The organism is Sphingomonas beigongshangi (assembly GCF_016820445.1).
GTDB lineage: Bacteria > Pseudomonadota > Alphaproteobacteria > Sphingomonadales > Sphingomonadaceae > Sphingomonas > Sphingomonas beigongshangi.
Window position 1 is genome coordinate 117,922 of record NZ_JADHDT010000003.1, and the last position, 22,124, is coordinate 140,045.

The 22,124-nt window shown below is 68.8% G+C and carries 24 protein-coding genes and 1 tRNA gene; 10 read left to right on the forward strand and 15 right to left on the reverse strand.

The genetic code is table 11. The annotated features are described in order from the left end of the window. Positions 1-4: 4 nt before the first annotated feature. Positions 5-89: transfer RNA gene (locus IQ292_RS06370), tRNA-Leu, on the reverse strand. A gap of 114 nt (positions 90-203) precedes the next feature. On the opposite strand from IQ292_RS06370, the gene IQ292_RS06375 reads away from it, so the two are divergent. Then, positions 204-365, forward strand: coding sequence for a hypothetical protein (locus IQ292_RS06375; RefSeq protein WP_203309486.1), 162 nt, complete (start codon positions 204-206; stop codon positions 363-365). 14 nt (positions 366-379) lie between these two features. Beyond that, a complete protein-coding gene (locus IQ292_RS06380) occupies positions 380-628 on the forward strand; it encodes a hypothetical protein (protein WP_203309487.1) in 249 nt (82 codons plus the stop codon). A 102-nt stretch (positions 629-730) separates the two neighbouring features. Here the strand turns inward: IQ292_RS06380 and IQ292_RS06385 are convergent, their stop codons facing one another. The 9 genes from IQ292_RS06385 to IQ292_RS06425 all read right to left on the reverse strand — a co-directional run bounded on the left by IQ292_RS06385 (position 731) and on the right by IQ292_RS06425 (position 7,891). Continuing rightward, positions 731-1,603: a hypothetical protein gene (locus IQ292_RS06385; protein WP_338057596.1), complete on the reverse strand. Its 873-nt coding sequence runs from the start codon at positions 1,601-1,603 to the stop codon at positions 731-733. Between the two features lie 119 nt (positions 1,604-1,722). Continuing rightward, positions 1,723-2,301, reverse strand: a complete 579-nt coding sequence (locus IQ292_RS06390; RefSeq protein ID WP_238940865.1) for a peptidylprolyl isomerase — start codon at positions 2,299-2,301, stop codon at positions 1,723-1,725. A 74-nt stretch (positions 2,302-2,375) separates the two neighbouring features. Continuing rightward, positions 2,376-3,848: an Asp-tRNA(Asn)/Glu-tRNA(Gln) amidotransferase subunit GatB gene (gatB, locus tag IQ292_RS06395; protein ID WP_203309490.1), complete on the reverse strand. Its 1,473-nt coding sequence runs from the start codon at positions 3,846-3,848 to the stop codon at positions 2,376-2,378. Further along, positions 3,845-4,255: a type II toxin-antitoxin system VapC family toxin gene (locus IQ292_RS06400; RefSeq protein ID WP_203309491.1), complete on the reverse strand. Its 411-nt coding sequence runs from the start codon at positions 4,253-4,255 to the stop codon at positions 3,845-3,847. The genes gatB and IQ292_RS06400 overlap by 4 nt, the downstream gene beginning before the upstream one ends. Continuing rightward, positions 4,252-4,548 carry an AbrB/MazE/SpoVT family DNA-binding domain-containing protein gene (locus IQ292_RS06405; protein WP_203309492.1) on the reverse strand — a complete coding sequence of 99 codons (297 nt, stop codon included), beginning with the start codon at positions 4,546-4,548 and terminating at the stop codon, positions 4,252-4,254. The genes IQ292_RS06400 and IQ292_RS06405 overlap by 4 nt, the downstream gene beginning before the upstream one ends. 46 nt (positions 4,549-4,594) lie before the next feature. After that, positions 4,595-6,076, reverse strand: a complete 1,482-nt coding sequence (gene gatA, locus IQ292_RS06410) for an Asp-tRNA(Asn)/Glu-tRNA(Gln) amidotransferase subunit GatA (RefSeq protein WP_203309493.1) — start codon at positions 6,074-6,076, stop codon at positions 4,595-4,597. A gap of 43 nt (positions 6,077-6,119) precedes the next feature. Then, positions 6,120-6,422, reverse strand: coding sequence for an Asp-tRNA(Asn)/Glu-tRNA(Gln) amidotransferase subunit GatC (gatC, locus tag IQ292_RS06415; RefSeq protein WP_203309494.1), 303 nt, complete (start codon positions 6,420-6,422; stop codon positions 6,120-6,122). A gap of 106 nt (positions 6,423-6,528) precedes the next feature. Next, the gene (locus IQ292_RS06420; RefSeq protein ID WP_203309495.1) at positions 6,529-7,224 is read right to left on the reverse strand and encodes an HAD family hydrolase; all 696 of its coding nucleotides are present in this window, start codon (positions 7,222-7,224) and stop codon (positions 6,529-6,531) included. Positions 7,225-7,273: 49 nt separating this feature from the next. Beyond that, positions 7,274-7,891: a hypothetical protein gene (locus IQ292_RS06425; RefSeq protein WP_203309496.1), complete on the reverse strand. Its 618-nt coding sequence runs from the start codon at positions 7,889-7,891 to the stop codon at positions 7,274-7,276. A gap of 349 nt (positions 7,892-8,240) precedes the next feature. On the opposite strand from IQ292_RS06425, the gene IQ292_RS06430 reads away from it, so the two are divergent. From IQ292_RS06430 to IQ292_RS06440, 3 genes are all read left to right on the forward strand, one after another. Next, positions 8,241-9,365: a DUF3089 domain-containing protein gene (locus IQ292_RS06430; protein ID WP_203309497.1), complete on the forward strand. Its 1,125-nt coding sequence runs from the start codon at positions 8,241-8,243 to the stop codon at positions 9,363-9,365. Further along, a complete protein-coding gene (ruvX, locus tag IQ292_RS06435) occupies positions 9,362-9,835 on the forward strand; it encodes a Holliday junction resolvase RuvX (protein WP_203309498.1) in 474 nt (157 codons plus the stop codon). Before IQ292_RS06430 ends, ruvX begins: the two co-directional genes overlap by 4 nt. A 127-nt stretch (positions 9,836-9,962) precedes the next feature. Further along, positions 9,963-11,030, forward strand: a complete 1,068-nt coding sequence (locus IQ292_RS06440) for an NAD(P)-dependent alcohol dehydrogenase (RefSeq protein WP_203309499.1) — start codon at positions 9,963-9,965, stop codon at positions 11,028-11,030. Positions 11,031-11,153: 123 nt separating this feature from the next. On the opposite strand, the gene IQ292_RS06445 is transcribed toward IQ292_RS06440, so the two are convergent. Then, positions 11,154-11,816 (reverse strand): hypothetical protein, encoded by a 663-nt coding sequence (locus IQ292_RS06445; protein WP_203309500.1) that lies wholly within the window; start codon positions 11,814-11,816, stop codon positions 11,154-11,156. Positions 11,817-12,230: 414 nt separating this feature from the next. Here IQ292_RS06445 and IQ292_RS06450 point away from each other — a divergent pair, with 414 nt between their 5' ends. Together IQ292_RS06450 and IQ292_RS06455 are read left to right on the forward strand one after the other, a co-directional pair. Beyond that, positions 12,231-13,214 (forward strand): aspartate carbamoyltransferase catalytic subunit, encoded by a 984-nt coding sequence (locus IQ292_RS06450; RefSeq protein WP_203309501.1) that lies wholly within the window; start codon positions 12,231-12,233, stop codon positions 13,212-13,214. After that, the gene (locus tag IQ292_RS06455) at positions 13,211-14,431 is read left to right on the forward strand and encodes a dihydroorotase (RefSeq protein ID WP_203309502.1); all 1,221 of its coding nucleotides are present in this window, start codon (positions 13,211-13,213) and stop codon (positions 14,429-14,431) included. Before IQ292_RS06450 ends, IQ292_RS06455 begins: the two co-directional genes overlap by 4 nt. Before the next feature lie 79 nt (positions 14,432-14,510). On the opposite strand, the gene IQ292_RS06460 is transcribed toward IQ292_RS06455, so the two are convergent. The 3 genes from IQ292_RS06460 to IQ292_RS06470 are packed head-to-tail and all read right to left on the reverse strand — an operon-like array spanning position 14,511 to position 17,188. Continuing rightward, entirely contained in the window at positions 14,511-15,857 is a 1,347-nt protein-coding gene (locus IQ292_RS06460) for an SPOR domain-containing protein (protein WP_203309503.1), read from the reverse strand. Between the two features lie 22 nt (positions 15,858-15,879). Further along, entirely contained in the window at positions 15,880-16,464 is a 585-nt protein-coding gene (locus tag IQ292_RS06465; protein ID WP_203309710.1) for a hypothetical protein, read from the reverse strand. 7 nt (positions 16,465-16,471) lie between these two features. After that, positions 16,472-17,188: a ParA family protein gene (locus IQ292_RS06470; protein WP_203309504.1), complete on the reverse strand. Its 717-nt coding sequence runs from the start codon at positions 17,186-17,188 to the stop codon at positions 16,472-16,474. A 161-nt stretch (positions 17,189-17,349) separates the two neighbouring features. Between IQ292_RS06470 and IQ292_RS06475 the strand changes: the two genes are divergently transcribed. Further along, complete coding sequence (locus IQ292_RS06475) at positions 17,350-18,429, forward strand: SPOR domain-containing protein (protein ID WP_203309505.1); 1,080 nt, start codon at positions 17,350-17,352, stop codon at positions 18,427-18,429. A gap of 10 nt (positions 18,430-18,439) precedes the next feature. Here IQ292_RS06475 and serB read toward each other — a convergent pair whose 3' ends face one another. Then, positions 18,440-19,318 (reverse strand): phosphoserine phosphatase SerB, encoded by an 879-nt coding sequence (gene serB, locus IQ292_RS06480; RefSeq protein WP_203309506.1) that lies wholly within the window; start codon positions 19,316-19,318, stop codon positions 18,440-18,442. Here serB and miaA point away from each other — a divergent pair. Together miaA and ilvB are read left to right on the forward strand one after the other, a co-directional pair. Beyond that, positions 19,299-20,237: a tRNA (adenosine(37)-N6)-dimethylallyltransferase MiaA gene (miaA, locus tag IQ292_RS06485; protein ID WP_203309507.1), complete on the forward strand. Its 939-nt coding sequence runs from the start codon at positions 19,299-19,301 to the stop codon at positions 20,235-20,237. The genes serB and miaA overlap by 20 nt on opposite strands. Positions 20,238-20,303: 66 nt before the next feature. Continuing rightward, positions 20,304-22,049, forward strand: coding sequence for a biosynthetic-type acetolactate synthase large subunit (gene ilvB / locus IQ292_RS06490; protein WP_203309508.1), 1,746 nt, complete (start codon positions 20,304-20,306; stop codon positions 22,047-22,049). Positions 22,050-22,124 lie beyond the last annotated feature (75 nt).

Genomic DNA, 22,124 nt, shown 5'->3' on the forward strand with positions numbered 1-22,124 from the left:
GGACTGGTGCGGGCGAAGGGACTCGAACCCCCACATCTTGCGATACTGGAACCTAAATCCAGCGCGTCTACCAGTTCCGCCACGCCCGCATGAGGACCCGCCGTTGGGCGCGCGTCTATATCAGCATGGCGCAAAGGCACAAGGGGAGGCAACCGTTCGCCGCACGATGGCGTTGAGGAAAGCCCTTAAAGGAGAGAAACACCATGGCCACGCAGCCGCCGCCCGAGGCGCCGACCCCCTCGCCCCAGCCCGTCGAGCCGACCGCGCCGCCGCCGGAGATCACGCCGCCGACCCCGGACATCGACCAGCCGTCGCCGGGCACGCCCGCCACCGATCCGGGCACGCAGACCCCAAGCGAAGTCTGAGGAGCCGCTGCGCCATGAGCCCGACCGATCCGCATCCCGACGACCTTCCCGCCGACGCGCCGGAGGACAATCCCGACAGCCCACCCGCCGAGGATCGTGACGACCCCCGTCCCGACATCCAGCAGGTGGTCGAGGCCCGCGCCGATGCCGTCGCCCGCGGCGAGGGAGGCGAAGAGCCCTCCAGCTTCACCGATACCGGCGCCTTCGACGGCAACAGCGGCACCGGCGGCGAGGTGAAGAACCAGGACCTGACCCAGCAGTGACGCGCGAGCGGGGCGGCGCGGACGGACCGCCGCCCCGCATCCTCGCTGTTCAAGGCGTTGCCGCCGGGCGGAGGACGCGTGGAGCGGTGATCGAGCCTGAGCTCACGGAGCGGCGATCGAGAAATCGAATACCCGCGTCGTCATGCTGTTGCTGAACATGCCGGGCCCCGACCCGGCGCTCAGCGAATAGAGAAAGCCATATTCCCCCGGCTCCAGCGGCTGCTGCGGCGTCACGCGAAAGACGCCGGGCGCGACCCGCTCATAATCGAACGGGATGCGATCCTTGTCCATCACCCCGGACTTGGCGCCGCCGATGTTGAAGCTGCCGACCCGCGCCTCGCGCCGATCCTTCCTGACATCGAAGCGGACGAGGCTGAACTCGGCGGGCGACGTGACCGTGGCGTTCGGTCCCGTCAGCCACGAACCGGTGTTGGCGCCCCCCGACAGGCCTGCATTCGCCTCGTCGAAGAAAAAATAGAAGTCCGGCTTGCGCTTCGTAGCGCCGATGCGGGCGTGATCGTTCGGGATGACCGACTTCATCTTGATCGGCGCGATCCCGGCGGTCAGCGCATAGCCCAGCATGCCCCCCGTCTTGGTCTGGTTGGCGGTGGTTGGATCGAGCCGCTGCATGCGCGGCGCGGGAAGCCAGTCGGCCAACAGATAGACGCCCGACGGATGCGGCACGCGCCAATCCGGCGAATCGGGCGACAGGGCCGCTCTGGCGGCGTTCGCTCCGCTCTGCGACGCCGCCAGCATCGCGGCCAGCACGGACGACGGAACGCCCTGCTTCTTCAACGCGATCAGGTCCTCGGTCCCAAGGTCGAAGCGCGTATCCGATGCCTTGATCTTGGCGATGACCGCCTCGTCGCCCAGCCCCGCCTGTACCAAGCTGATGACCGACCGGTTGGTCAGCGTCTCGGCAGCCGCCGGCGATGCGACGCACAGCATCGCGGCCGCGATGATCCCAATCGTCACGATAGTCCCCCCTGCCTGAGTTCGGCGACAGGATGGTTGCATCCGGACCAGACGGACTCAAGGGCGAAATCGCGACACGATCGTGAGTAGCGTGCGATCCAGAAAGGCTGGACCAGACTCTAGGGAGCGGGCGGAACGCGTCGGGCGCTGATCACGCGGATCGTCTCGACCGGCACCTGCCCCTTGAACGCGCCGTTCACGGTGGCGGTCGGCGAGACGGGCGTGTCGAGGATCTTCGTCACCACGTCCATCCCCTCGACGACATGGCCGAAAGCGGCATAGCCCAGGTTGTCACCCGGCTTGGCGGGGTCGGCATCCAGCGACGGGCTCTGATCGCCGACGCTGATGGTGAAGTCGCCGCGCGCGCTGCCCGGTTCGAAGCGCGCGACCGAAATTGCTCCGCTCGTGTGGTGCAGTCCGGTCTGCGTGGTCGGCTCGTGCCTGATCGGGGGCAGCACCCTCTTCGGGTCGCCGTTCGTGCCGAACTGGATGAAGCCGAACTGGTCGGCCACCTTGACCGCGCGGTAGAAGACGACCCCATCCAGCCGGTGGCCATCGACGTATTTGAGGAAATTGCCCGCCGTGATCGGCGCATGCGCCGTGTCCGCCTCGATCACGATCCGCCCGGCGGTCGTATCGAGCGCGACGCGCGGCAGCGCCACCGGAGCGGGCGCGGGCGCGGCCACCTGCTGCGCCATCGCAGGGCTGCAAGCCCATATCGCCAGCGCCGTGAGCGCTCCTCGCACGATCATCCGCGTATCTCCCATCGGGTTCAGCCGGCCAGCGCCTTCTTCAGCACATCGTTGACGACGGCGGGGTTCGCCTTGCCGCCCATCGCCTTCATCGTCTGGCCGACGAAGAAGCCGAACAATGCCTCCTTGCCGCCGCGATACTGTTCGAGCTGGTTGGGGTTCTTCGCCAGCACCTCGGCGATCACCGCCTCGATCGCGCCCGTGTCGCTGGTCTGCTTCAACCCGCGATCCTCGACGATCTTCGCCGGCGCGTCACCCGTCTCCAGCATCACTTCGAACACCTGCTTCGCCAGGCTTCCGGACAGCGTGCCGTCCGCGACCAGCGCGAGCAGCTCCGCCGCCTGTGTCGGGCTGACGGGCGAATCGGCGATGTCGCGGCCCGTACGGTTGAGGGCGCCGAACAGCTCCGACGTCGTCCAGTTCGCCGCCGCGACCGGCGCCGCGCCCGCGTCGAGCAGTGCATCGAACCAGCGCGCCGCCTCGACCTCCGCGGTCAGCACGCCCGCCTGATAGGGCGAGATGCCCGCCGCCTCGTAGCGCGCGCGCTTGGCGTCGGGCAGTTCGGGAAGGCTCGCCCGGCATTCCTCCAGGAACGCCTCGTCCAGTTCCAGCGGCAACAGGTCGGGATCGGGAAAGTACCGGTAATCCTGCGCATCTTCCTTCGATCGCATCGATCGCGTCTGCCCCGTGTCGGGGTTGAACAGCCGCGTCTCCTGCACGATCGCGCCGCCGTCCTCCAGCACCGCAACCTGGCGCTTCGCCTCATGCTCGATCGCCTGCATGACGAAGCGGACCGAATTGACGTTCTTCGTTTCCGTCCGCGTGCCGAAGGGCTCGCCCGGCTTGCGGACCGAAACATTGACGTCGGCGCGCATCGATCCCTGGTCCATATTGCCGTCGCAGCTGCCGACATAGCGCAGGATCGACCGCAATTTCGTCAGGTAAGCCCCTGCTTCGGCGGGAGAACGCATGTCCGGACGACTGACGATCTCCATCAATGCGACGCCCGACCGGTTGAGGTCGACATAGCTTTTGGTCGGATGCTGGTCGTGCATCAGCTTGCCCGCGTCCTGCTCGACGTGGATCCGCTCGATCCCGATCCTTTTGACCTGGTCGGGGTTCTTGTCGTCGGGGCTGACGTCGAGATGCCCCTCGCCGACCAGCGGATGGTACAACTGGCTGATCTGGTACCCCTGCGGCAGATCGGCGTAGAAATAATTCTTGCGATCGAACCGCGACCAGCGATTGATCTGCGCGTCGATCGCCATGCCGGTGCGCACCGCCTGGCGGATGCATTCGCGGTTCGGCACCGGCAGCATGCCCGGCATCGCCGCGTCGACCAGCGACACCTGCGTGTTGGGCTCCGCGCCGAAGGCGGTCGCCGCGCCGGAAAAGAGCTTGGCGTTGCTCGTCACCTGCGCGTGGACCTCCAGGCCGATCACGACCTCCCATTCGCCGGTGGCGCCCTGGATGCGATACGTCGATTCGGTCATGGATGCGTCTCTGGGGTAATGAGGGTTAGATCGGGAAAATAGCTGGCGAGCCTGCGGTCGCGCGTCATGAGCGTCGCACCCATTACAGCGGCGTGGCCGGCGATGAGGAAGTCGGGCAAGACCCGCTCGCGTCTGCCGCCGCGACGTCGATATTCGCCGAATGCCCGACCGCCGGCAAGTGCCGCCTCCACCGTCAAGGCAAGCACGTCGACATGTAAGCGGTCGAGGTCGTCAAGAACGGCTTCAGGTTGGGACGACCCGGCGATTATCTCTGCCAGAACGATATGGTTGCATCCAAGTTCGTCCGGTTGCCCGAAGGCGGCAACGGTGCGGCGCGACCATTCGGGTTCGATGCCGGGTGCGTTGCCGAGCAAATCGGCGATGACGTTCGTGTCGAGCAGGATCACGGCAGCGGTTCGTCGCCGCGTATGTCCCGCACATAGTCGGCGCCCGATCTGGAAAAATGGGGACGTTCCTTCATGCGGGCGAACAAGGCCTCTATCCGCGCCGCGCGCTCCTCGGGCGTTTCGTCCGGCCAGCGCTTGCCCGGCAAGACCACTGCCTCGCCGCGATCGTTGATACCCACTTCCACCGGTCGGCCGGGCACCAGCCCGATCGCGTCGCGCACGTCCTTGGGGATCAGGACCTGACCCTTGCTCGTCATATTGGTCGTCGTGCGCTTGTCGAGTGGTGCATTCATCGCGCGTCTCCGGTGTTACCAAGGTAACACCTACACGGCCAAGCGTCTACCACCACGCCTCGGGCAGCGCGGTGAAACCCGCGCGCTGCTCGATCGCGAGGGCCGCATTGAGCACGCCCTGTTCGTCGAGCGGTTTGCCGATGACCTGGAGGCCCAGCGGCAGGCCCGCGGAATCAAGCCCCCCCGGCACGCTCATCGCCGGCAGGCCGGCAAGGCTCGATGGCACGGTGAAGACGTCGTTCAGGTACATGGCGATCGGATCGGCGGACTTCTCGCCCAGCGCGAACGCCGCCGACGGCGCGGTCGGCGTCAGCAATACGTCGCAGCTCTCCCACGCCCGTTCGAAGTCGCGCGCGATCAGCGTGCGCACCTTCTGCGCCTGCGTGTAATAGGCGTCGTAGAATCCAGCGGAGAGCACATAGGCGCCGATCATGATCCGGCGCTTCACCTCCGCGCCGAAGCCATCCGCCCGAGTCGCGGCATACATGTCCTGCAGCCCCGCGCCCTGCGGCAGGTCGCGCAGGCCGTAGCGCACGCCGTCATAGCGCGCGAGGTTGGACGACGCCTCCGCCGGTGCGATGATGTAATAGGCTGGCAAGGCATATTTCGTGTGCGGCAGCGACACGTCGACGATCGTCGCGCCGGCGTCCTTCAGCCAGGCGATCCCCTGCTGCCACAGCGCCTCGATCTCGGCGGGCATGCCGTCGACGCGATATTCCTTCGGAATGCCGACGCGCTTGCCGGTCAGGTCGGCGGAAAGGCCCGCCTCCCACGCCGGCACGTCGAGCTTGAGCGAGGTCGCGTCCTTCGGGTCGAAACCCGCCATGGCTTCCAGCATGATCGCGCAGTCGCGCACGTCCACCGCCATCGGCCCGGCCTGGTCGAGGCTGGAGGCGAAGGCGATCACGCCCCAGCGCGAGCACCGGCCATAGGTCGGCTTGATGCCGCTGATGCCGGTGAAGGCAGCGGGCTGGCGGATCGAGCCGCCCGTGTCGGTGCCGGTCGCACCCGGGCACAGCCGCGCCGCGACGGCGGAGGAGCTGCCGCCCGACGATCCGCCCGGCGCCAGCGACTCGTTGCCGCCCGCGCGTCGCCACGGCGAGATGACGTTGCCGAACGCGCTGGTCTCGTTCGACGATCCCATCGCGAACTGGTCCATGTTCAGCTTGCCGAGCATGCCCGCGCCCGCGTCCCACAAATTCCGTGACACGGTCGATTCATAGGTCGGCGTGAAGCCTTCCAGGATGTGGCTCCCCGCGGTGGTCGCCACGCCCTTGGTGCAGAACAGGTCCTTCATGCCGATCGGCACGCCGGCGAGCGCCTTGGGCGCCTCTCCCGCCGCGCGCGCGGCATCGGCGGCGCGGGCGGCGGCCAGCGCATGGTCGGGCGTCTCGACGAGGAAGGCGTTGAGCGGCTTGGCCGCGGCGACCTTGGCGACGAAGGCTTCCGCTACCTCGACCGCGGAGAATTCGCCGGCGCGCACGCCGTCGCGGATCGCGGCGATGCCCAGGGTGGTGAGGTCGGTCACGAAATGTCTCCTGCGCGGATGATCGAACGATGCGGCTGCGTCATCACTCGATCACCTTCGGCACGGTGAAGAAGCCGTGCTCCGCTTCCGGGGCATTGGCCATCAGCTCGTCGCGCTTGCCGCCGCCGGTCAGCGGGTCAGCATCGACCACGTCGTCGCGCAGGCGCAGGCTGTTGGGAATGACCGCGGTCATCGGCTCGACGCCGGTCGTGTCGACCTCGCCCAGCTGCTCGATCCAGCCCAGGATATTGCCGAGCTCCGGCGCGAGCCGGGCGGCCTCCTCGTCGGTGATCGCGATCCGCGCGAGGCTCGCGATCTTCTTCACAATGGTGGTGTCTACGGACATGGGGCAAGCGGCTAGCCGCTGCCGCGGGACGGTGCAAGCGCCTGTCCCGCGCATGCGCCGGCGTGGCGGCTCCGGGGCACCCCCGCATCCGCCTGCCGCGGGCCGATCAGGCGATCGCGGCGATCCAGTCGGGCAGGTCGGCGAGTCGCTCCAGACGCGCATAGCGTGGTGTCCCCACCGGTTCCGCCGCGGCTTCATGCGCCCAGGCGCCCTCCTGCGGAATATACGCCGCCCATCCGCCTGCCTCGAGCGCCGGCAGCACGTCCGACCGCATCGAATCCCCGGCCATCGCCGCCCGCTCCGCCGCAACGCCATGAGCGGCGAAGACCCGGCGGAACGTCGCCGCCGTCTTGTCGCTGACGATCTCGATCCCTGCGAACCGATCGCCGAGCCCGGATGCGGCGAGCTTCGCCTCCTGGTGCAGGAGGTCCCCCTTCGTCACCAGGACGAGTCGAGCCATGTCGGCCAGCCGATCCAGCGTCGCCTCCACGCCGTCCAGCAATGCGACCGGATGCGCCAGCAACGCACGGCCGGCATCGAGGATGTCGGCGACCATTCGCGTCGGCAGCGTGTCGCCGGCCAGTTGCGTCGCCGTCTCGATCATCGACAGCGTGAATCCCTTGGCGCCATAGCCGTACAGCCGAAGGTTGCGCGCCTCGCAGGCGTCGAGCGTCGCGCGCGTGATCGCAGCGTCCGCGAACGGCCGCAGCATGGATTGCAAGGCATCCTGCGCCGCCTGGAAGTGGCGCATGTTGTGCCACAGCGTGTCGTCGGCATCGAGGCAGATGAGGTCGATCGGCATGATGCCGGCCTGTGCCCGCTATGCGCGCCCGCGCAAAGAGGGCGCGCGCTCAGGCGGCGGGCGGCGACGGGCGCTCGGACACGCCGCCCGCGGGAGCGGCCGCGCCGTCCGATCCGGCGGATGCGGCATAGGCGGCGGCCGCATCGTCCCGCGGCGATGACGCGGCCTTGCCGTCGCCGCCGCCGAAGCCCAGCGTCGCCATGCGGCGCGCCACCTCCTCGTCGATCCGGCGTTCCAGCGCGGCGCGCGCGTCGGGTGCCATCGCCTTCAGGTCGGACTCCCCGACCTTCATCTCGCGCATGATGTCCGCCCGAAGTTTCTTGGCGAGGCGCTGCGCGGGCGTCAGCGCCGCCTCGGCCCGGAACGCGGCGACGGCGGCCTTCAGCTTGGCGCTCGAATCCTCTGTCGGCCTTCCCTGCGGCGCCGTCGGATAGCGATCGTCGTAGACGACCGGCAGGCCCGCATCGCGCTGCAGTCCCATCATGGCCGCCAGCGCCGCCCGCTGCCGAAAGGCCACGCCCAACCCGCCCGGGGCTGAGGCATTCGCCTCGGCCTCGTGGCTCAGATAGGCGATCATGTTGAGCGGCGTATCCGCATCGGCGCGCGACTGGACCAGGTCCGTCGCGCCGGCAAGCGCCTGAGCGCCGATGCGCCCGGACTCAACCAAGGCAGAGACCACCCTGCCCAGCTGCCGCGGACTGATCCGCGTGAAGTCCACCCTGTCTGCGGATCCCGCCTCCGCTGCCCCCGCGCGCCCCTCGCCGCCGGGCGCGCCCGCTTGACTGGCGGCACACGGCGCCCCCGACGCCGCGGCCGGACGGATCGGCGCTGTTCGCCGCCATGCCGTGATATCCCACATCACGTCCCTCCCTTTCGTCATCTCCCCGACCGGCCAATCGTCGCACACAAGCGTTAACGCTTTGCGACCGAAACGGACATTCCTGTTCCTCCAGCCGCCATTGCGTCCCCGCGCGCGGTCGGGCAGGACGCGCGCGATCACCGCACAGGAGCGAGGCTTGGCCCGCAAGTTCCTCTACGTCATTGCCGTTCTGATCGCGCTCGTGCTCGCCGCGGGCATCGCCTATCGCTATTACGGGGCGCAGCTGCTGCGTGCCGCCCTGGTGCCCTCGGAAACCTTCCGCGCGCAGCCCGGCATCACGCCGGCAACCTATCGCGAGGCGCGGATGTGGATCGCGCGGCCCGATATCGCCGGCAATCCGGCGCTCTGGGCGCCTGCCGGCTATGCGCCCGCCGGCACGCCCGCCGCCGCGGTCTTCTTCATCCACCCGACCAGCTATATCGGCCGCGACCATTGGAACGCGACGCTCACCGATCCGGAGACCAATGCACGCGCCGCGATCTTCCTGCGCGGTCAGGCAAGCGCGTTCAACGCCGCGGGCGAGATCTGGGCGCCCCGCTACCGGCAAGCGACGTTTGGTGCCTTCCTGACCAGCGTCGCGGATGCCAACCGCGCGCTCGACCTTGCCTATCGCGATGTCGCCGCGGCGTTCGACGCCTTCCTCACGCAGGTCGACCCCAAGCGTCCGATCATCCTTGCCGGCCATAGCCAGGGCGCGCTCCACCTGACCCGGCTGCTCCGCGAGAAGGTCGCGGGCACGCCGCTCGCGCGGCGGATCGTCGCGGTCTATGTCGTCGGCTGGCCCGTGTCGAAGGCGACCGATCTCGCCGCGCTCGGCCTGCCCGAATGCACGCGCGCCGATCAGACCGGCTGCCTCCTCTCGTGGCAGAGTTTCGCCGAGCCCGCCGATCCTTCGCTGATCCTCGACACCTACGATCGCACGATCGGCTTCGACGGCAGGCCGCGCAAGGATACGCCGATGGTCTGTACCAATCCCCTCACCGGCACCGCCGATGCCACCGCACCGGCAAGCGAGAACCTGGGCACGCTCTTTCCCTCCGCCGATCTCAGCACCGCGGCGATCGCACCCGGCAAGGTCCCCGCCGCCTGTCAGGGACGCGGCCTGCTAATGATCGGCGCATCGCCGCCCGACCTCGGCAATTACGTCCTGCCCGGCAACAACTACCACGTCTACGACTACAGCCTGTTCTGGGCCAATGTCCGCGCCGACGCGGACCGCCGCCTCGCGGCATTCCGGACGCAGCGCAAGGCTGCGCGATGATCACGACGGACGCAGCCGCCTTCCGCGCCGCGCTGCCTGCGGGCGGGCGCCTGCTCGGGCTCGATGTTGGCACGAAGACGATCGGCACAGCGTTGTGCGATGCCGGCTGGAGCTTCGCGAGCCCCGCGCTGCTGGTTCGCCGCACCAAGTTCAGCAAGGACAAGGCGCAGCTCGCCGACCTGATCGCGGCGCAGGGCGTGCGCGGCCTCGTCATCGGCCTGCCGCTCAACCTCGACGGGAGCGACAGCCCGCGCACCCAGTCGACGCGCGCCTTTGCGCGGAACATGGTGGATACCGGCCTGCCGATCCTGTTGTGGGACGAGCGCTGGTCCACTGTCGCGGTCGAGCGCGCGATGATCGAACAGGACATGAGCCGCGCCAGGCGCGCGGAACGCATCGACAATCTTGCCGCAGCCCACATCCTGCAGGCGGCGATAGACGCGCTGGTGGCGGTTCCCGTACAGGATTGATCGGAAACGTCGATCGGGCTGATCGACAGTTCTCGGCGGGAGCCGGATTGGCCATGCTGCGTTGCAGCGCCACATGGAGGCCCTTCGGGCGTCCTGCCCCATCCGATATCCATCGAGGACTTCAGCCATGCCGACCCCCACCAACGGCTTCGCCGCCCAATCCGCCGATACGCCGCTGGCGCCGTTCAGCTTCGAGCGCCGCGATCCCGGTCCCAAGGACGTCGCGATCGACATCCAATACTGCGGCGTGTGCCACTCCGACCTCCATACCGCCCGCGGTGAGTGGGACGGCACGCTCTATCCCTGCGTGCCCGGCCATGAGATCGTCGGCCGCGTCACCGCGGTCGGCAGCGACGTGACCAAGTTCAAGGTCGGCGACGTCGCCGGGGTCGGCTGCATGGTCGACAGCTGCGGCCGCTGCCCCTCCTGCCACGACGGCGAGGAGCAATATTGCACCGGCGGCGGCTTCGTCGGCACCTATAACGGTCCCGACCCGGTGATGAACGGCCACACCTTCGGCGGCTATTCCGACCATATCGTCGTGGACGAGGACTTCGTGCTCCACATCGGTCATGACGAGCAGGATCTCGCCGCGGTCGCGCCGCTGCTCTGCGCGGGCATCACCACCTATTCGCCGCTCCATCACTGGAAGGTCGGCCCGGGGCAGAAGGTCGGCATCGTCGGCCTGGGCGGGCTCGGCCACATGGGCGTCAAGATCGCCAATGCGATGGGCGCGGAGGTCTATGTCTTCTCGACCTCGCCCAACAAGCGCGAGGATGCGCAACGACTGGGCGCAAAGGACCTGATCGTGTCGAAGGACGCCGATCAGATGGCCGCGCACCAGGGCAGTTTCGATTTCATCCTGAACACCGTCGCCGCCCCCCACGATCTCGACGCGCTGCTGGTACAGTTGAAGCGCGACGGCACGATGTGCCTCGTCGGCGTCCCCGCCGAGCCGCATCCCAGCCCCTCCGTCGGCAACCTCGTCTTCGCGCGCCGCGCGCTGGCGGGCTCGCTGATCGGCGGGATCAAGGAAACGCAGGAGATGCTCGACTTCTGCAAGGAGCATGGCCTGACCGCCGACATCGAGATGATCCGGATGGACGAGATCAACACCGCCTACGACCGGATGGTGAAGAGCGACGTCAAGTATCGCTTCGTCATCGACATGGCGACGCTCGACTCCGCGGCGTGAGGCCGGGCGCCGCGCGTCCCGCGGAGGCGGGATCGACGCGGCGCCGCCTTGCCGGCGCGATGGCGTGCGCGCGCGCCGTCGCGGTCGCCGCGGCCCATGCGTTGCGCGGCCGCGGCACCGCGCTCACTGTCGCATGATGTCCGCATCGACGAACCGAACGTTCTTCACTCCGGATCGCTCGAACTCCGCTCTCGGCGGGGCCCAGAACAGCGTCTCGCCCTTTTTCATCGCGTCGAGGACCGACTGCGGGGCGTTGGTCGTGATCGCAACATCGATCCCATGGGTCCGATAGAATTCCCGGAATTCTTCGTTCTCGCGCCGGAGATTGGCTTTGCCCTCGGGCGTGATGGACATCTTGTCGATGTACGCCGCGGACATGGGCCCGCCATGCATCGCGACGATGCCCTTGCCGGTGACGATCTTGTAGGTGCCGCCCATGAAGAGAAATTGCGCGCAGGCGGAGGCACAGAGGCCGTCGACGATGATCGTGTAATGGTATCGTTCCAGGTACCGCGTCGTGTCGAGCGCCGTCTGCAGGCCACCACCGGGGCTCTTGGCGACGACGACGAGATCGTCACGATAGGATCGACCGGTGATCATCCGTTCGAGCCGCCCCTCGACGTCAAATTGGCCATCGATACAAAGGACGTTGGATTTCTCGTCGTAATACGCCGCTTTCTTGCCCCCGCATATCGCGGTCAGCGCCCTGATCTCACCCGCATCGGAGATAGGCAGCGCGCGTATCGTCGCCTGCGCCTGCGGCATGAAGAACCAAAGGGGCAACAATCTAGCAGTTGCAAGAACGACTAGATTTCTGAAGCACATGAATCATCACCTGACCGTTATTGATCCATTGGTGTTCGTGGTAGTAGTGGGGGTACTTCCGTTCGGGCATGTGCATACAACGACAGGTATATTGTAAGGCCCTGGCGTACTTACGCACACCGGCGCCTGCTGCTGTCCGCCTCCTACCAATCTCGTCAGCTTGCTGCTTAAGCTACGCATTGCGGGTCCCTTCATCTACTGAAGCTAGTTACTTCCGCCTTTTTGTCCTCGGCGATCTGCGGCATCAACCAAAGAATAGTCCGATACGGATATTATTCTATCTCCGATCGAAATGGCGACAGCCGTTCGTGGCCTGCCGGCCGCGTCGCGATGCAGGTTGCCCCCCGGCCCGCGCGCGTATACCCGGCGCTCTCGATGACAGCGTCCGATCACCGCCCCGCCGCGCAGCTTCCTGGCGGCGCCGTCTTTCCGCACCGGCATCTGACCGGCATCGACGGCCTCCAGCCGCACGAGATCATGTTCCTGCTCGACGAGGCGGAGCGCTGGATCGGTGCGAATCGCGACCATGCCGCCCCCGACAAGCGGCTTGCCGGCCTCACCCAGATCAACGCCTTCTTCGAAAACTCGACGCGGACGCTGCTCAGCTTCGAGATCGCGGGCAAGAGGCTGGGCGCCGATGTCGTCAACATGCATGCCGCGCAGTCGAGTGTGAAGAAGGGCGAGACGCTGATCGATACGGCGCAGACGCTGAACGCGATGCGCGCCGACGTCATCGTCATCCGCCACATGGCATCGGGCGCGGTGCGCCTGATCGCGGACAAGGTCGACTGCCCGGTGCTCAACGCGGGCGACGGCCGCCACGAACATCCCACCCAGGCGTTGCTCGACGCGCTGACCATCCGCCGTCGCCGCGGCAGCATCGCCGGCCAGCGGGTCGTCATCTGCGGCGACGTGCTGCACAGCCGGGTCGCGCGGTCCAACATCCTCAGCCTGACCGCGCTTGCGGCCGAAGTGCGGGTCTGCGCGCCATCGACGTTGATGCCCCCTGCGATCGAGCGAATGGGTGTCACCGCCTTCACCGATTTCGACAAGGCGCTGGTCGGCGCCGACGTGGTGATGATGCTGCGCGTCCAGAACGAGCGGATGGACGGCGCCTATATCCCGTCGACGCGCGAATATCGCCTTCGGTACGGGCTCACGCCCGAGCGTATGGCGCGCCTGCCCGACGCGCTGGTCATGCACCCGGGGCCGATGAACCGCGGCGTCGAGATCGACTCGAGCGTCGCCGACGGTCCGCAATCGGCGATCACGGAGCAGGTAGAGATGGGCGTGGCGGTACGCATGGCGTGTCTGGACATCCTGACCCGACGCGCGCGCAAGGTGGAGGGCTGGGCATGACCGTCACCGCCTTTCTCAACGCGCGACTCGTCTGCCCGGTCGCCGGCACGCGCGACGGCGGGCTGCTGGTTCGCGACGGGGCGATCGTCGCCGCCGGTACGATCGACGTTCCCGCCGATGCGCTGACGGTCGACTGCGCCGGCAAGATGCTGGCGCCCGGGATCGTCGATCTCGGCGTCTTCGCCGTCGATCGCACCGCATGCCGCGCCGGCGGCATCGTTCGCGTCGCACTGATGCCCGATGGTCGCCCGGTCCTGGACGATCCCGGCATCGTCCAGCGCGCCGCCCTGATCGGCAAGCCCGACCTGTGGATCCATCCGATCGCCGCCGCGACGCGTGGTCTCGCCGGCGCCGAGATGGCGGAGATGGCGATCTGCGCCTCCGCCGGGGCGAAGGCCGTCGGCACCGGCAAGGGCTGGATCGCCGATTCGGGCGTCATGCACCGTGTCCTCGCCTATGCGCGCGATCTCGATATCGCAGTCGTCACGCATGCCGAGGACGGCGGGCTGACGCAGGGGGCGGTCGCGACCGACGGCGAGACGGCGACGCGACTGGGACTCGCCTCCGCGCCCGCGATCGCCGAGGCGCTGGCGGTCACCCGCGACATCATGCTGGCGGAGGACAGCGGCGCGCGCCTCCACCTTCGGCAGGTGACGACCGCCGCGGGCTTCGACCTCGTCCGCGCGGCGAAGCGTCGCGGGGTGCGCGTGACATGCGGCATCACCCCTGCGCATCTGCACCTGTCCGACATCGCCGCGAGCGATTTCCGGACCTATGCGCATCTGTCCCCGCCGCTTCGCGGCGAAGCGGACCGGCAGGCGGCGCTTGCCGCCATTGCAGACGGGACGATCGACGTGCTGGCGTCCGGTCACGACCCCAAGGGGCCGGAGGAGAAGCGCCTGCCCTTCGCCGATTCGACGCCGGGCATGGCGGGCGCGGAGACGCTGCTGCCGCTGGCGCTGATGCTGGTCCGTGACGGCCACCTGGCGATGGACCGGCTGTTTGCGCTGCTCGCCGCCAATCCGGCGCGGGTGCTTGGCATCGACACGGGCACGCTCGAGGCGGGTAAGCCTGCCGACCTCCTGCTGTTCGACGCCGACACGCCCTGGCAGATCGACGGCACCGCGTTCAGCGGCGGCGGTGCCAATACGCCCTTCGACGGCCTGCCCGTTCAGGGTCGCGTGCTGCGCCTGTGGAAGGGCGGCCGCGAGATCTGAGGACGCGACGGCCAGCGTCCAATGCCGAGGCGTCGACCGCGCCGGTGCGCGATAGGCGACACCGGACGGGTCGGCGCGGTCAGCGCGCGGCCACCTGCACCGGCGTCCGCAGCCACTGCGCCATCCGGTCGCCTGCGTCGCGGCGAATGAAGCACGTGCCCCCCTTGGCGCGATAGCCGCGACAGAAGCTGTCCGCCGCCTCGCGGCTGAACCCGCCGACCGACAGGCGATACAGCTGGCCCTGCCGCCCGGCGAAGGATGCGCCGGTCGGTTGATGGCCGGACAGCGCGGCGAACTTGCGGGTGGCGATCGCCCAGCCGGACTTCGCGACCGCGACGGTGCTGTAGGCACCGAGCTGGACGTACCATTCGCCATGCCGCGCCAGCCGCTGCACCGGCGGGACGTTCTGGACGACGACGTTGGCGGCGACCTTCATCGGTCCGGCGGCGCGGAGCATCGGGGCAGGCAGCGGCTGCACGACTTCGCGGCGCGGGGCGAAGGCGATCCTCATGGGTGTCGCGGCCGACGCGGCCGTCGGTGCGGCGACCGAGGCCGGCGTGGCCGCGGCGATCGCGGTTGGCGACGGCGACGGGGACGGCAGCGGGGCCGGAACGACGGGGTCCGCCGCTGCGACCTGCGTCGGCAGCTGCGCCATGGGCGTGCCGACCGGCACCGGTGCGTTGAGCGCCAGCGCGACGGGCTGGCCGGCGTCGGGCCCCGGCGTCACGCCGAGCAGCGCGGCGACCTGTTGCATCGACGAGCTCGGTTTGGCGAAGGCTGCCCATTGCTCCATGCGCGCGTCGACGTCGGCGGGCGACATGTCGGTGGCCGCGACGACGCGGGCCATCTGCCACTCGCCGGCCAGCGCATAGCTCAGCGCCAGATTCTGCCGCGCCTTGGGACTGCTGTGGCCGGAGCGTACGACGGGCGTCAGGATCGCCACCGCCGTCGCCGGATCGCCCGCAAGCGCCGTGGCGAGACCCAGATCGGCCGCCGGAATGGCGTTGCCGTGAGCGCCCAGCGTCGCGCGCGCAGCGACCCAATCCCCGCCCGCGATCTGCGTCAGCGCGAGGTTGAGCGCCGCCTTGCCATTGTCGGGGGTCAGTTGCAGCACGTCGCCATAGGCCGCCCGCGCGGAGGCGAAGCGACCGGCGCGCATATAGCTGTCGGCCAGGATCATCCGATAGCCGACGTCGCGCGGGGCCAGGCCTACCGCCGCTTCCGCATAGCCGATCGCGACGGGCGCGTCCCGCTTCTGCAGGGCCTGCGCGGCCTTGCTTGCCTGCTTGGCGGCGTCGTGCGCGGCGCGCTGCGCCGCGCGGTCGCTGGCGGCGGCGACATGCGCGCCATTAGCGGTGCAGCCGACCATGGTGCCGCCAAGCACCAGCGCCGACAGGCTGAGCGACAGGATCGTGCGGGTCTTCATCGGATGCTTCCCCCCGGAACTTCTAGCGGCCGCGCTTGCCCTGGGGCAGCTGCGCGACGAGCGCCTCCACCTCCGGGATCGCGGCGAGCAGCGCGTCGAGCGCCTCGGTGACGAGGTCCTGTGCGGACCGGTTGGTGATCGCCGACGCGATACGCAGGCGAAGATGCCGCTCCGCGTCCACGCGCAGCGTGAAGGCGGCCTTTCCGGCATGCTGCGTCTCGCGGCGCAGGCGGGTCGCCGTGGCGACCGAGACGGACTTGACCGCGGGCGGCGGCGTGATCGCGGCCTGAAGCCGCTCGCGCTCGAGCAGCACGGTCGGGATCGACTCCGCCGACACCGGTGCGGGCGAATCGGGTGATGCAGCAACCACCGCGGGCGCCGCCGACGAGGGCGGCTGTGCCTGTGGCTGTGGCTGCGGCTGCGGCTGCGCGGGCACGGCGGCCGGCGCGGCCGCGGTCTCCCCGCCCATGTCGTTCCAGCCGAGATCGTCGAGACCGTGGCCGAAGCCCCCCAGTCCCTGGCTGCGCATGGCGGGTCGCGCCTGCCCCTTGCGGGCGAGCAGGCCGGACGAGAGGGATGCCATCGGCTTGGGTCCGCTGCCGAACATCACGCGCTCAGCCTCCCACCACGCGGCGACCGAAGCCACCGGCCGCAGGCCGCGCCCCGAAGCCGCCGCCGCTGGTCGGGACGGTGAAGACGGTGCGGCGGAAATTCTTTTCCAGCCGGTCGGCGACATAGCTCCACAGCGCGGCCACCTCTGCGGCGGACTTGCCGTTCGGATCGACCTCCATGACGGTGCGGCCATCGATCATCGACGCGGCGAAGTCGGTGCGCTGGTGCAGCGTGATCGGCGCGACGGTGCCGTGCTGCGACAGCGCCACGGCGGCATCACTGGTGATGCGCGCCTTGGGCGTCGCGGCGTTGACGACGAAGATCAGGGGCTTGCCGGCACGGTCGCACAGGTCGACGGTCGCGCCGACGGCACGCAGGTCATGCGGGCTCGGCCGGGTGGGTACCACGATCAGCTCGGCGACGTTGATGACGCTCTGGATCGCCATGGTGATCGCCGGTGGCGTGTCGATCATCGCGAGCTTGAACCCCTGCTGCCGCAGCGATTCGAGATCGGCGGCGAGCCGGGCGACGGTGGTCTGCGCGAAGGCGGGATATTCCGCCGTCCGCTCGTTCCACCAGTCGGCGAGGGACCCTTGCGGATCGATATCGATCAGCACGACGGGGCCGTGGCCCGCCATCTGCGCCTGCACGGCCAGGTGTCCGGACAAGGTCGTCTTGCCTGAACCACCCTTTTGCGATGCCATCGCGAGAACGCGCATAGGCCCCCTTCGAATTAAACTGCCCAAATCGGCGATCTTGAGGTGCCAGAGGCGCGCTAAAAAGCCGTTAACGACGCACGAGCGCCCCATCGGCCGCCCGCGCTTTGCCTTCTTGGGCGCGTCGGGGCATGATGCAGGCCAGGGTATCTGAGGGGTGAAGCATGCGTGGCTCGGTTTGGTTCGCGGTGGCGATGCTCGGTGCGGCGACGCCGGCGGCGGCGCAGAACGTGAAGGCCGGTGTCGATGCCTGGGGTCGCGGCGACTATGCCGCCGCGGTGGACCAGTGGCGCGGTCCCGCCGTCGCGGGCGATGCGGATGCGCAATTCAACCTTGGCCAGGCCTATAAGCTCGGCCGCGGCGTGCCGCTCGATCCGGTGCTGGCCGAAAGCTGGTTCCGCAAGGCCGCCCTGCAGGGTCATGCCCAGGCGGAGGACAATTACGGTCTCGCCCTGTTCCAGGCGAACAAGAAGGCAGATGCCTTGCCCTGGCTCAACAAGTCGGTGGCGCGCGGCGAACCGCGCGCGCAACTCGTCCTCGGCACGATGCTGTTCAACGGCGATGGCGTGTCCCGCGACTATCCGCGCGCTTATGCGCTGATGACGCTGGCCTCCCGCGCCGGCCTGAGCGCCGCGTCCGAGACGCTGGCGCAGATGGACCAGTATATCACCCCGGCCGATCGCGAACGCGGGACGCAGCTGGCGCAGCAATATGCCGCCGCGCAGCGCAGCGCGCCCGATGCCAATCCTGCGCGAGCGACGCGGATCGCCACGGCGGACCTGCCGCCTTCCCGTCCCCCGGCAGCCGCTCCGTCGTCAGCCGCACCGCGGCCGCGCATGCCCCAGGCCTCACCCGATCGTCCGGTGCCGGATCGCGTCGCGGAGCAGCCGGTGATCGCGCATCCGGCGCCGGGCAAGCCCGCCCCCGCCGCGACGCCGGCGAAACAAGTAGCCAAGGCTAGTGGCGAAAAAACGCCCGCGCCGGTGGCCAGGGCCGCCAAGCCGTCTCTTGAGCCGAAGCCGCGCGCGAACGGCGCATGGCGGATCCAGATCGGCGCCTTCAGCACCCAGGCGAATGCCGAGGCGCAATGGGCCAAGGTGCACGGCCGACTCGCCGGCGCCCAGCCCGCCTATGTCAAGGCGGGCAACGTCATCCGCCTGCAGGCGGTTGGCTATGGCGACAAGGCGCGGGCGCAGCGCGCCTGCACCACGTCGGGCGTGTCGTGCGTGGTGATCGCGCCCTGATCGGGCGCGATCAATCGACCCACATCGTGCGGGGATAGCCCTGCGCGTACAGCAGCGCGGAAAGATCGCCGTGATCGATACGCGCCGCCGCCGCCGCCGCGACGACGGGTTTGGCGTGATAGGCGACGCCCAGCCCCGCGCGGCGAATCATCGCCAGGTCGTTGGCACCGTCGCCGACCGCCAGGCTCCGCGCGGGATCGATCCCTCCCGCCTCGATCGCCGCCAGCAACGTTTCCTCCTTCGTCGCCGCACCGACGATCGGCTTGGCCACCGCGCCCGTCAGTCGCCCGTCGGCGATCAGCAGGCGGTTGGCGATCGCGCGATCGAACCCGATCTCCGCCGCCACCGGTTCCGCGAAGCGCGTGAAGCCGCCGGAGACGAGGATCGCCGTCGCGCCCTGCGCACGCATGGTGCGGACCAGCGCCTTCGCGCCGGGCATGATGGTCACGCGTTCCTTCAGGCAGCGTGCGATCACCGCCTCGTCGAGGCCCGCAAGCAGTGCGACCCGCGCGTCCAGCGCCGCCTCGAAATCGAGCTCGCCGCGCATCGCGCGCTCCGTCACTTCGGCGACTTCGGCCTTGATGCCGGCATAATCGGCCAGCTCGTCGATGCATTCGACCGTGATCATCGTCGAATCCATGTCGGCGACGATCAACGCCTTGGCCCGGGTCGCGCTCGGCTGCACGACGACGTCGACCCGCGCGAACGCCTGCTCCAGCGCGACGCGCGCCGCCGCCGCGTCGGTCGCGAAGGGAATGTCCGCCGCGCGACCGGCGTCGATCCATAGTGGCGCCGAGGGCATACAGCCCGCCTGCGCAAGCCGGTCGGCTGCCGTCGAACAATCGCCCGCATCGAGTCGATCTGCTGCTATGAGCGTTGCCGTGAACACCTTGCCCTCCAAACCCGCGCTGGCGCTCATCGCAGGGCCTACCGCCAGCGGCAAGTCCGCCGCGGCGGTCCGCCTGGCCGAAACGCACGACGGCGTCGTGATCAATGCGGACGCGAGCCAGGTCTATGCGGACCTTCGCATCCTGACCGCGCGCCCCGACACCGCCGACGAGGCGCGCGCGCCGCATCGACTGTTTGGCCATGTCGACGCCGCCGACGCCGGCTATTCCGCCGCCCGATGGGCGCAGGAGGCGCGCGCCGAAATCGACGCCGCACACGCCGGGGGGCGACTGCCGATCCTGGTCGGCGGCACCGGCCTGTACCTGCGCACGCTGATCGACGGCATTGCGCCGGTGCCGACGATCGATCCGGCGATCCGCGAGGCGGTCCGCGCGCTGCCCGTCGCGGACGCGCACCGGCTGCTGGCGGTCGAGGATCCCGCCGCCGCCGCGCGCCTGGCGCCGGCCGATGCGGCGCGCGTCGCGCGCGCACTGGAGGTGGTCCGCTCCACCGGACGTCCGCTGGCGTCCTGGCAGGACGAACGTACCGGCGGGATCGCGGACCGCGTCGCGCTCGCCGCGGTCGTCCTCCTGCCCGATCGCGCGACGCTCATCGAGCGGATCGACGCACGCTGCGCCACGATGTTCGCGACCGGCGCGGTCCAGGAGGTCGCCGCCCTGCTCGATCGCAACGACGTTCCCGACGATGCCCCCATCCGGCGCGCGATCGGCGTACCGCCGATCGCAGCCATGGTGCGGGGCGAATGCGACCGCGCCGCGGCGCTTGCCCGGACCAGCCTCGACACCCGCCGCTATGCCAAGCGGCAATATACCTGGTTTCGACACCAGCCACCATCCAGCTGGCATATCGCGACAGATTCTGTCGATGCCGAAAACAAAATTGCATCTTTATTGCTATAATGGGTTGACCCACCCCGGCACCCCCTCTACCCGCGCAGCCCTCGACCAAGGCGTATGGAGGTTATCGTGGCGGAGAAGAGCGGAGCAGACATCCTGGTCGAGGCGCTGTGCGATCTCGGCGTGGAGGTCGTGTTCGGCTATCCGGGCGGCGCCGTCCTGCCGATCTACGACGCGATGTTCCGCTCGGGACGGATCAAGCACATCCTCGTCCGGCACGAGCAGGCGGCGACCCACGCGGCGGAGGGCTACGCTCGTTCCACCGGCAAGCCGGGCGTCGTCCTCGTCACCTCGGGTCCGGGCGCGACCAATGCCGTGACCGGGATCACCGACGCGTTGCTCGACTCGATCCCGATGGTCGTCATCACCGGCCAGGTGCCGACCAGCCTCATCGGTACCGACGCTTTCCAGGAGGCGGACACCGTCGGCATCACGCGCCACTGCTCGAAGCACAATTATCTGGTGAAGGACCCGGCGCGACTGGGCGCGGTGATCCACGAGGCGTTCCATATCGCCACGTCCGGTCGCCCCGGTCCGGTCGTCATCGACATTCCGAAGGACGTCCAGGTCGCCACCGCGCGCTACGTCAAGCCCGGCGTCATCCAGCACAAGACCTATCGCCCGCAAGTCAAGGCGCCCCAGAGCGAGATCGAGCAGGTCGTGGACATGCTCGCCGCGGCGGAGCGACCGATCCTCTACACCGGCGGCGGCGTCATCAACGCAGGTCCCGCCGCATCCCAGCTGCTGTGCGAACTGGCACGGATCACGGGCGCGCCCGTCACGTCGACGCTGATGGGCCTGGGGGCGTTCCCGGCATCTTCGCCGCAGTTCCTCGGCATGCTCGGGATGCACGGGACGTTCGAGGCGAACATGGCGATGAACCAGGCGGACCTGGTCGTCGCGATCGGTAGCCGCTTCGACGACCGCGTCACCGGTCGCCTCGACGCGTTCAGCCCGAACAGCCGCAAGGTTCACATCGATATCGACCGGTCGAGCGTGAACAAGAACGTGCGCGTCGATCTGGCGATCATCGCGGATGCCGGCCATGCCATGGAGGACATGGTGCGCGTCTGGAAGGCGCGTCAACATCCGAAGCCGGACACGTCGGACTGGTGGCGGCGCATCGCCGGCTGGCGCGCGGTCAAGTCGCTGGACTTCCCCGAATCCGGGACGGAGATCATGCCGCAGCGCGCGATCCGCGCGCTGTGGGAGGCGACGCATGCCCGATCGCCGATCATCACGACCGAGGTCGGCCAGCACCAGATGTGGGCGGCACAGCATTTCGGCTTCGAGAAACCGAACAAGTGGCTGACCAGCGGCGGTCTCGGCACGATGGGCTATGGCCTGCCTGCGGCGATCGGCGCGCAGCTGGGCAATCCGAAGGCGCTCGTCATCGACATCGCCGGCGAGGCGAGCATCCAGATGAACATCCAGGAACTCGCCACGGCCACGCAATATCGCCTGCCCGTCAAGATCTTCATCCTCAACAACGAATATATGGGGATGGTCCGCCAGTGGCAGGAACTGACGTATGAAAGCCGTTATGCCGAAAGCTATTCCGACAGCCTGCCGGACTTCGTGAAGCTGGGCGAGGCCTATGGCTGGAAAGGCATCCGCATCGAGGCGCGGGGCGAACTGGAAGACGGCATCCGGGCGATGCTCGATCATGAGGGCCCGGTGATCGTCGACTGCCGCGTCGCCAAGCTCGCCAATTGTTTCCCGATGATACCCTCGGGCGCAGCGCACACCGACATGATCCTGCAGGCGAACGAGGTATCCGGCACGATGGACGACGAGGCGAAAGCGCTGGTGTAACGCCCCTCCCCGCTTGCGGGAGGGGTCGGTGGTGGGCTTGTCCACCCTCGGACCCGCTCGCGGCTTTCCCAACCC

Coding starts and splice junctions, on each gene's coding strand:
- ruvX (WP_203309498.1), top strand. CDS start 9,362: ATGATCACGACGGACGCAGCCGCCTTCCGCGCCGCGCTGCCTGCGGGC.
- IQ292_RS06375 (WP_203309486.1), top strand. CDS start 204: ATGGCCACGCAGCCGCCGCCCGAGGCGCCGACCCCCTCGCCCCAGCCC.
- IQ292_RS06390 (WP_238940865.1), bottom strand. CDS start 2,301: ATGGCGCAGCAGGTGGCCGCGCCCGCGCCCGCTCCGGTGGCGCTGCCG.
- IQ292_RS06465 (WP_203309710.1), bottom strand. CDS start 16,464: ATGTTCGGCAGCGGACCCAAGCCGATGGCATCCCTCTCGTCCGGCCTG.
- IQ292_RS06455 (WP_203309502.1), top strand. CDS start 13,211: ATGACCGTCACCGCCTTTCTCAACGCGCGACTCGTCTGCCCGGTCGCC.
- IQ292_RS06440 (WP_203309499.1), top strand. CDS start 9,963: ATGCCGACCCCCACCAACGGCTTCGCCGCCCAATCCGCCGATACGCCG.
- IQ292_RS06475 (WP_203309505.1), top strand. CDS start 17,350: ATGCGTGGCTCGGTTTGGTTCGCGGTGGCGATGCTCGGTGCGGCGACG.
- IQ292_RS06420 (WP_203309495.1), bottom strand. CDS start 7,224: ATGCCGATCGACCTCATCTGCCTCGATGCCGACGACACGCTGTGGCAC.
- IQ292_RS06380 (WP_203309487.1), top strand. CDS start 380: ATGAGCCCGACCGATCCGCATCCCGACGACCTTCCCGCCGACGCGCCG.
- miaA (WP_203309507.1), top strand. CDS start 19,299: ATGAGCGTTGCCGTGAACACCTTGCCCTCCAAACCCGCGCTGGCGCTC.
- IQ292_RS06405 (WP_203309492.1), bottom strand. CDS start 4,548: ATGAATGCACCACTCGACAAGCGCACGACGACCAATATGACGAGCAAG.
- IQ292_RS06450 (WP_203309501.1), top strand. CDS start 12,231: ATGACAGCGTCCGATCACCGCCCCGCCGCGCAGCTTCCTGGCGGCGCC.
- gatC (WP_203309494.1), bottom strand. CDS start 6,422: ATGTCCGTAGACACCACCATTGTGAAGAAGATCGCGAGCCTCGCGCGG.
- IQ292_RS06470 (WP_203309504.1), bottom strand. CDS start 17,188: ATGCGCGTTCTCGCGATGGCATCGCAAAAGGGTGGTTCAGGCAAGACG.
- IQ292_RS06460 (WP_203309503.1), bottom strand. CDS start 15,857: ATGAAGACCCGCACGATCCTGTCGCTCAGCCTGTCGGCGCTGGTGCTT.
- gatB (WP_203309490.1), bottom strand. CDS start 3,848: ATGACCGAATCGACGTATCGCATCCAGGGCGCCACCGGCGAATGGGAG.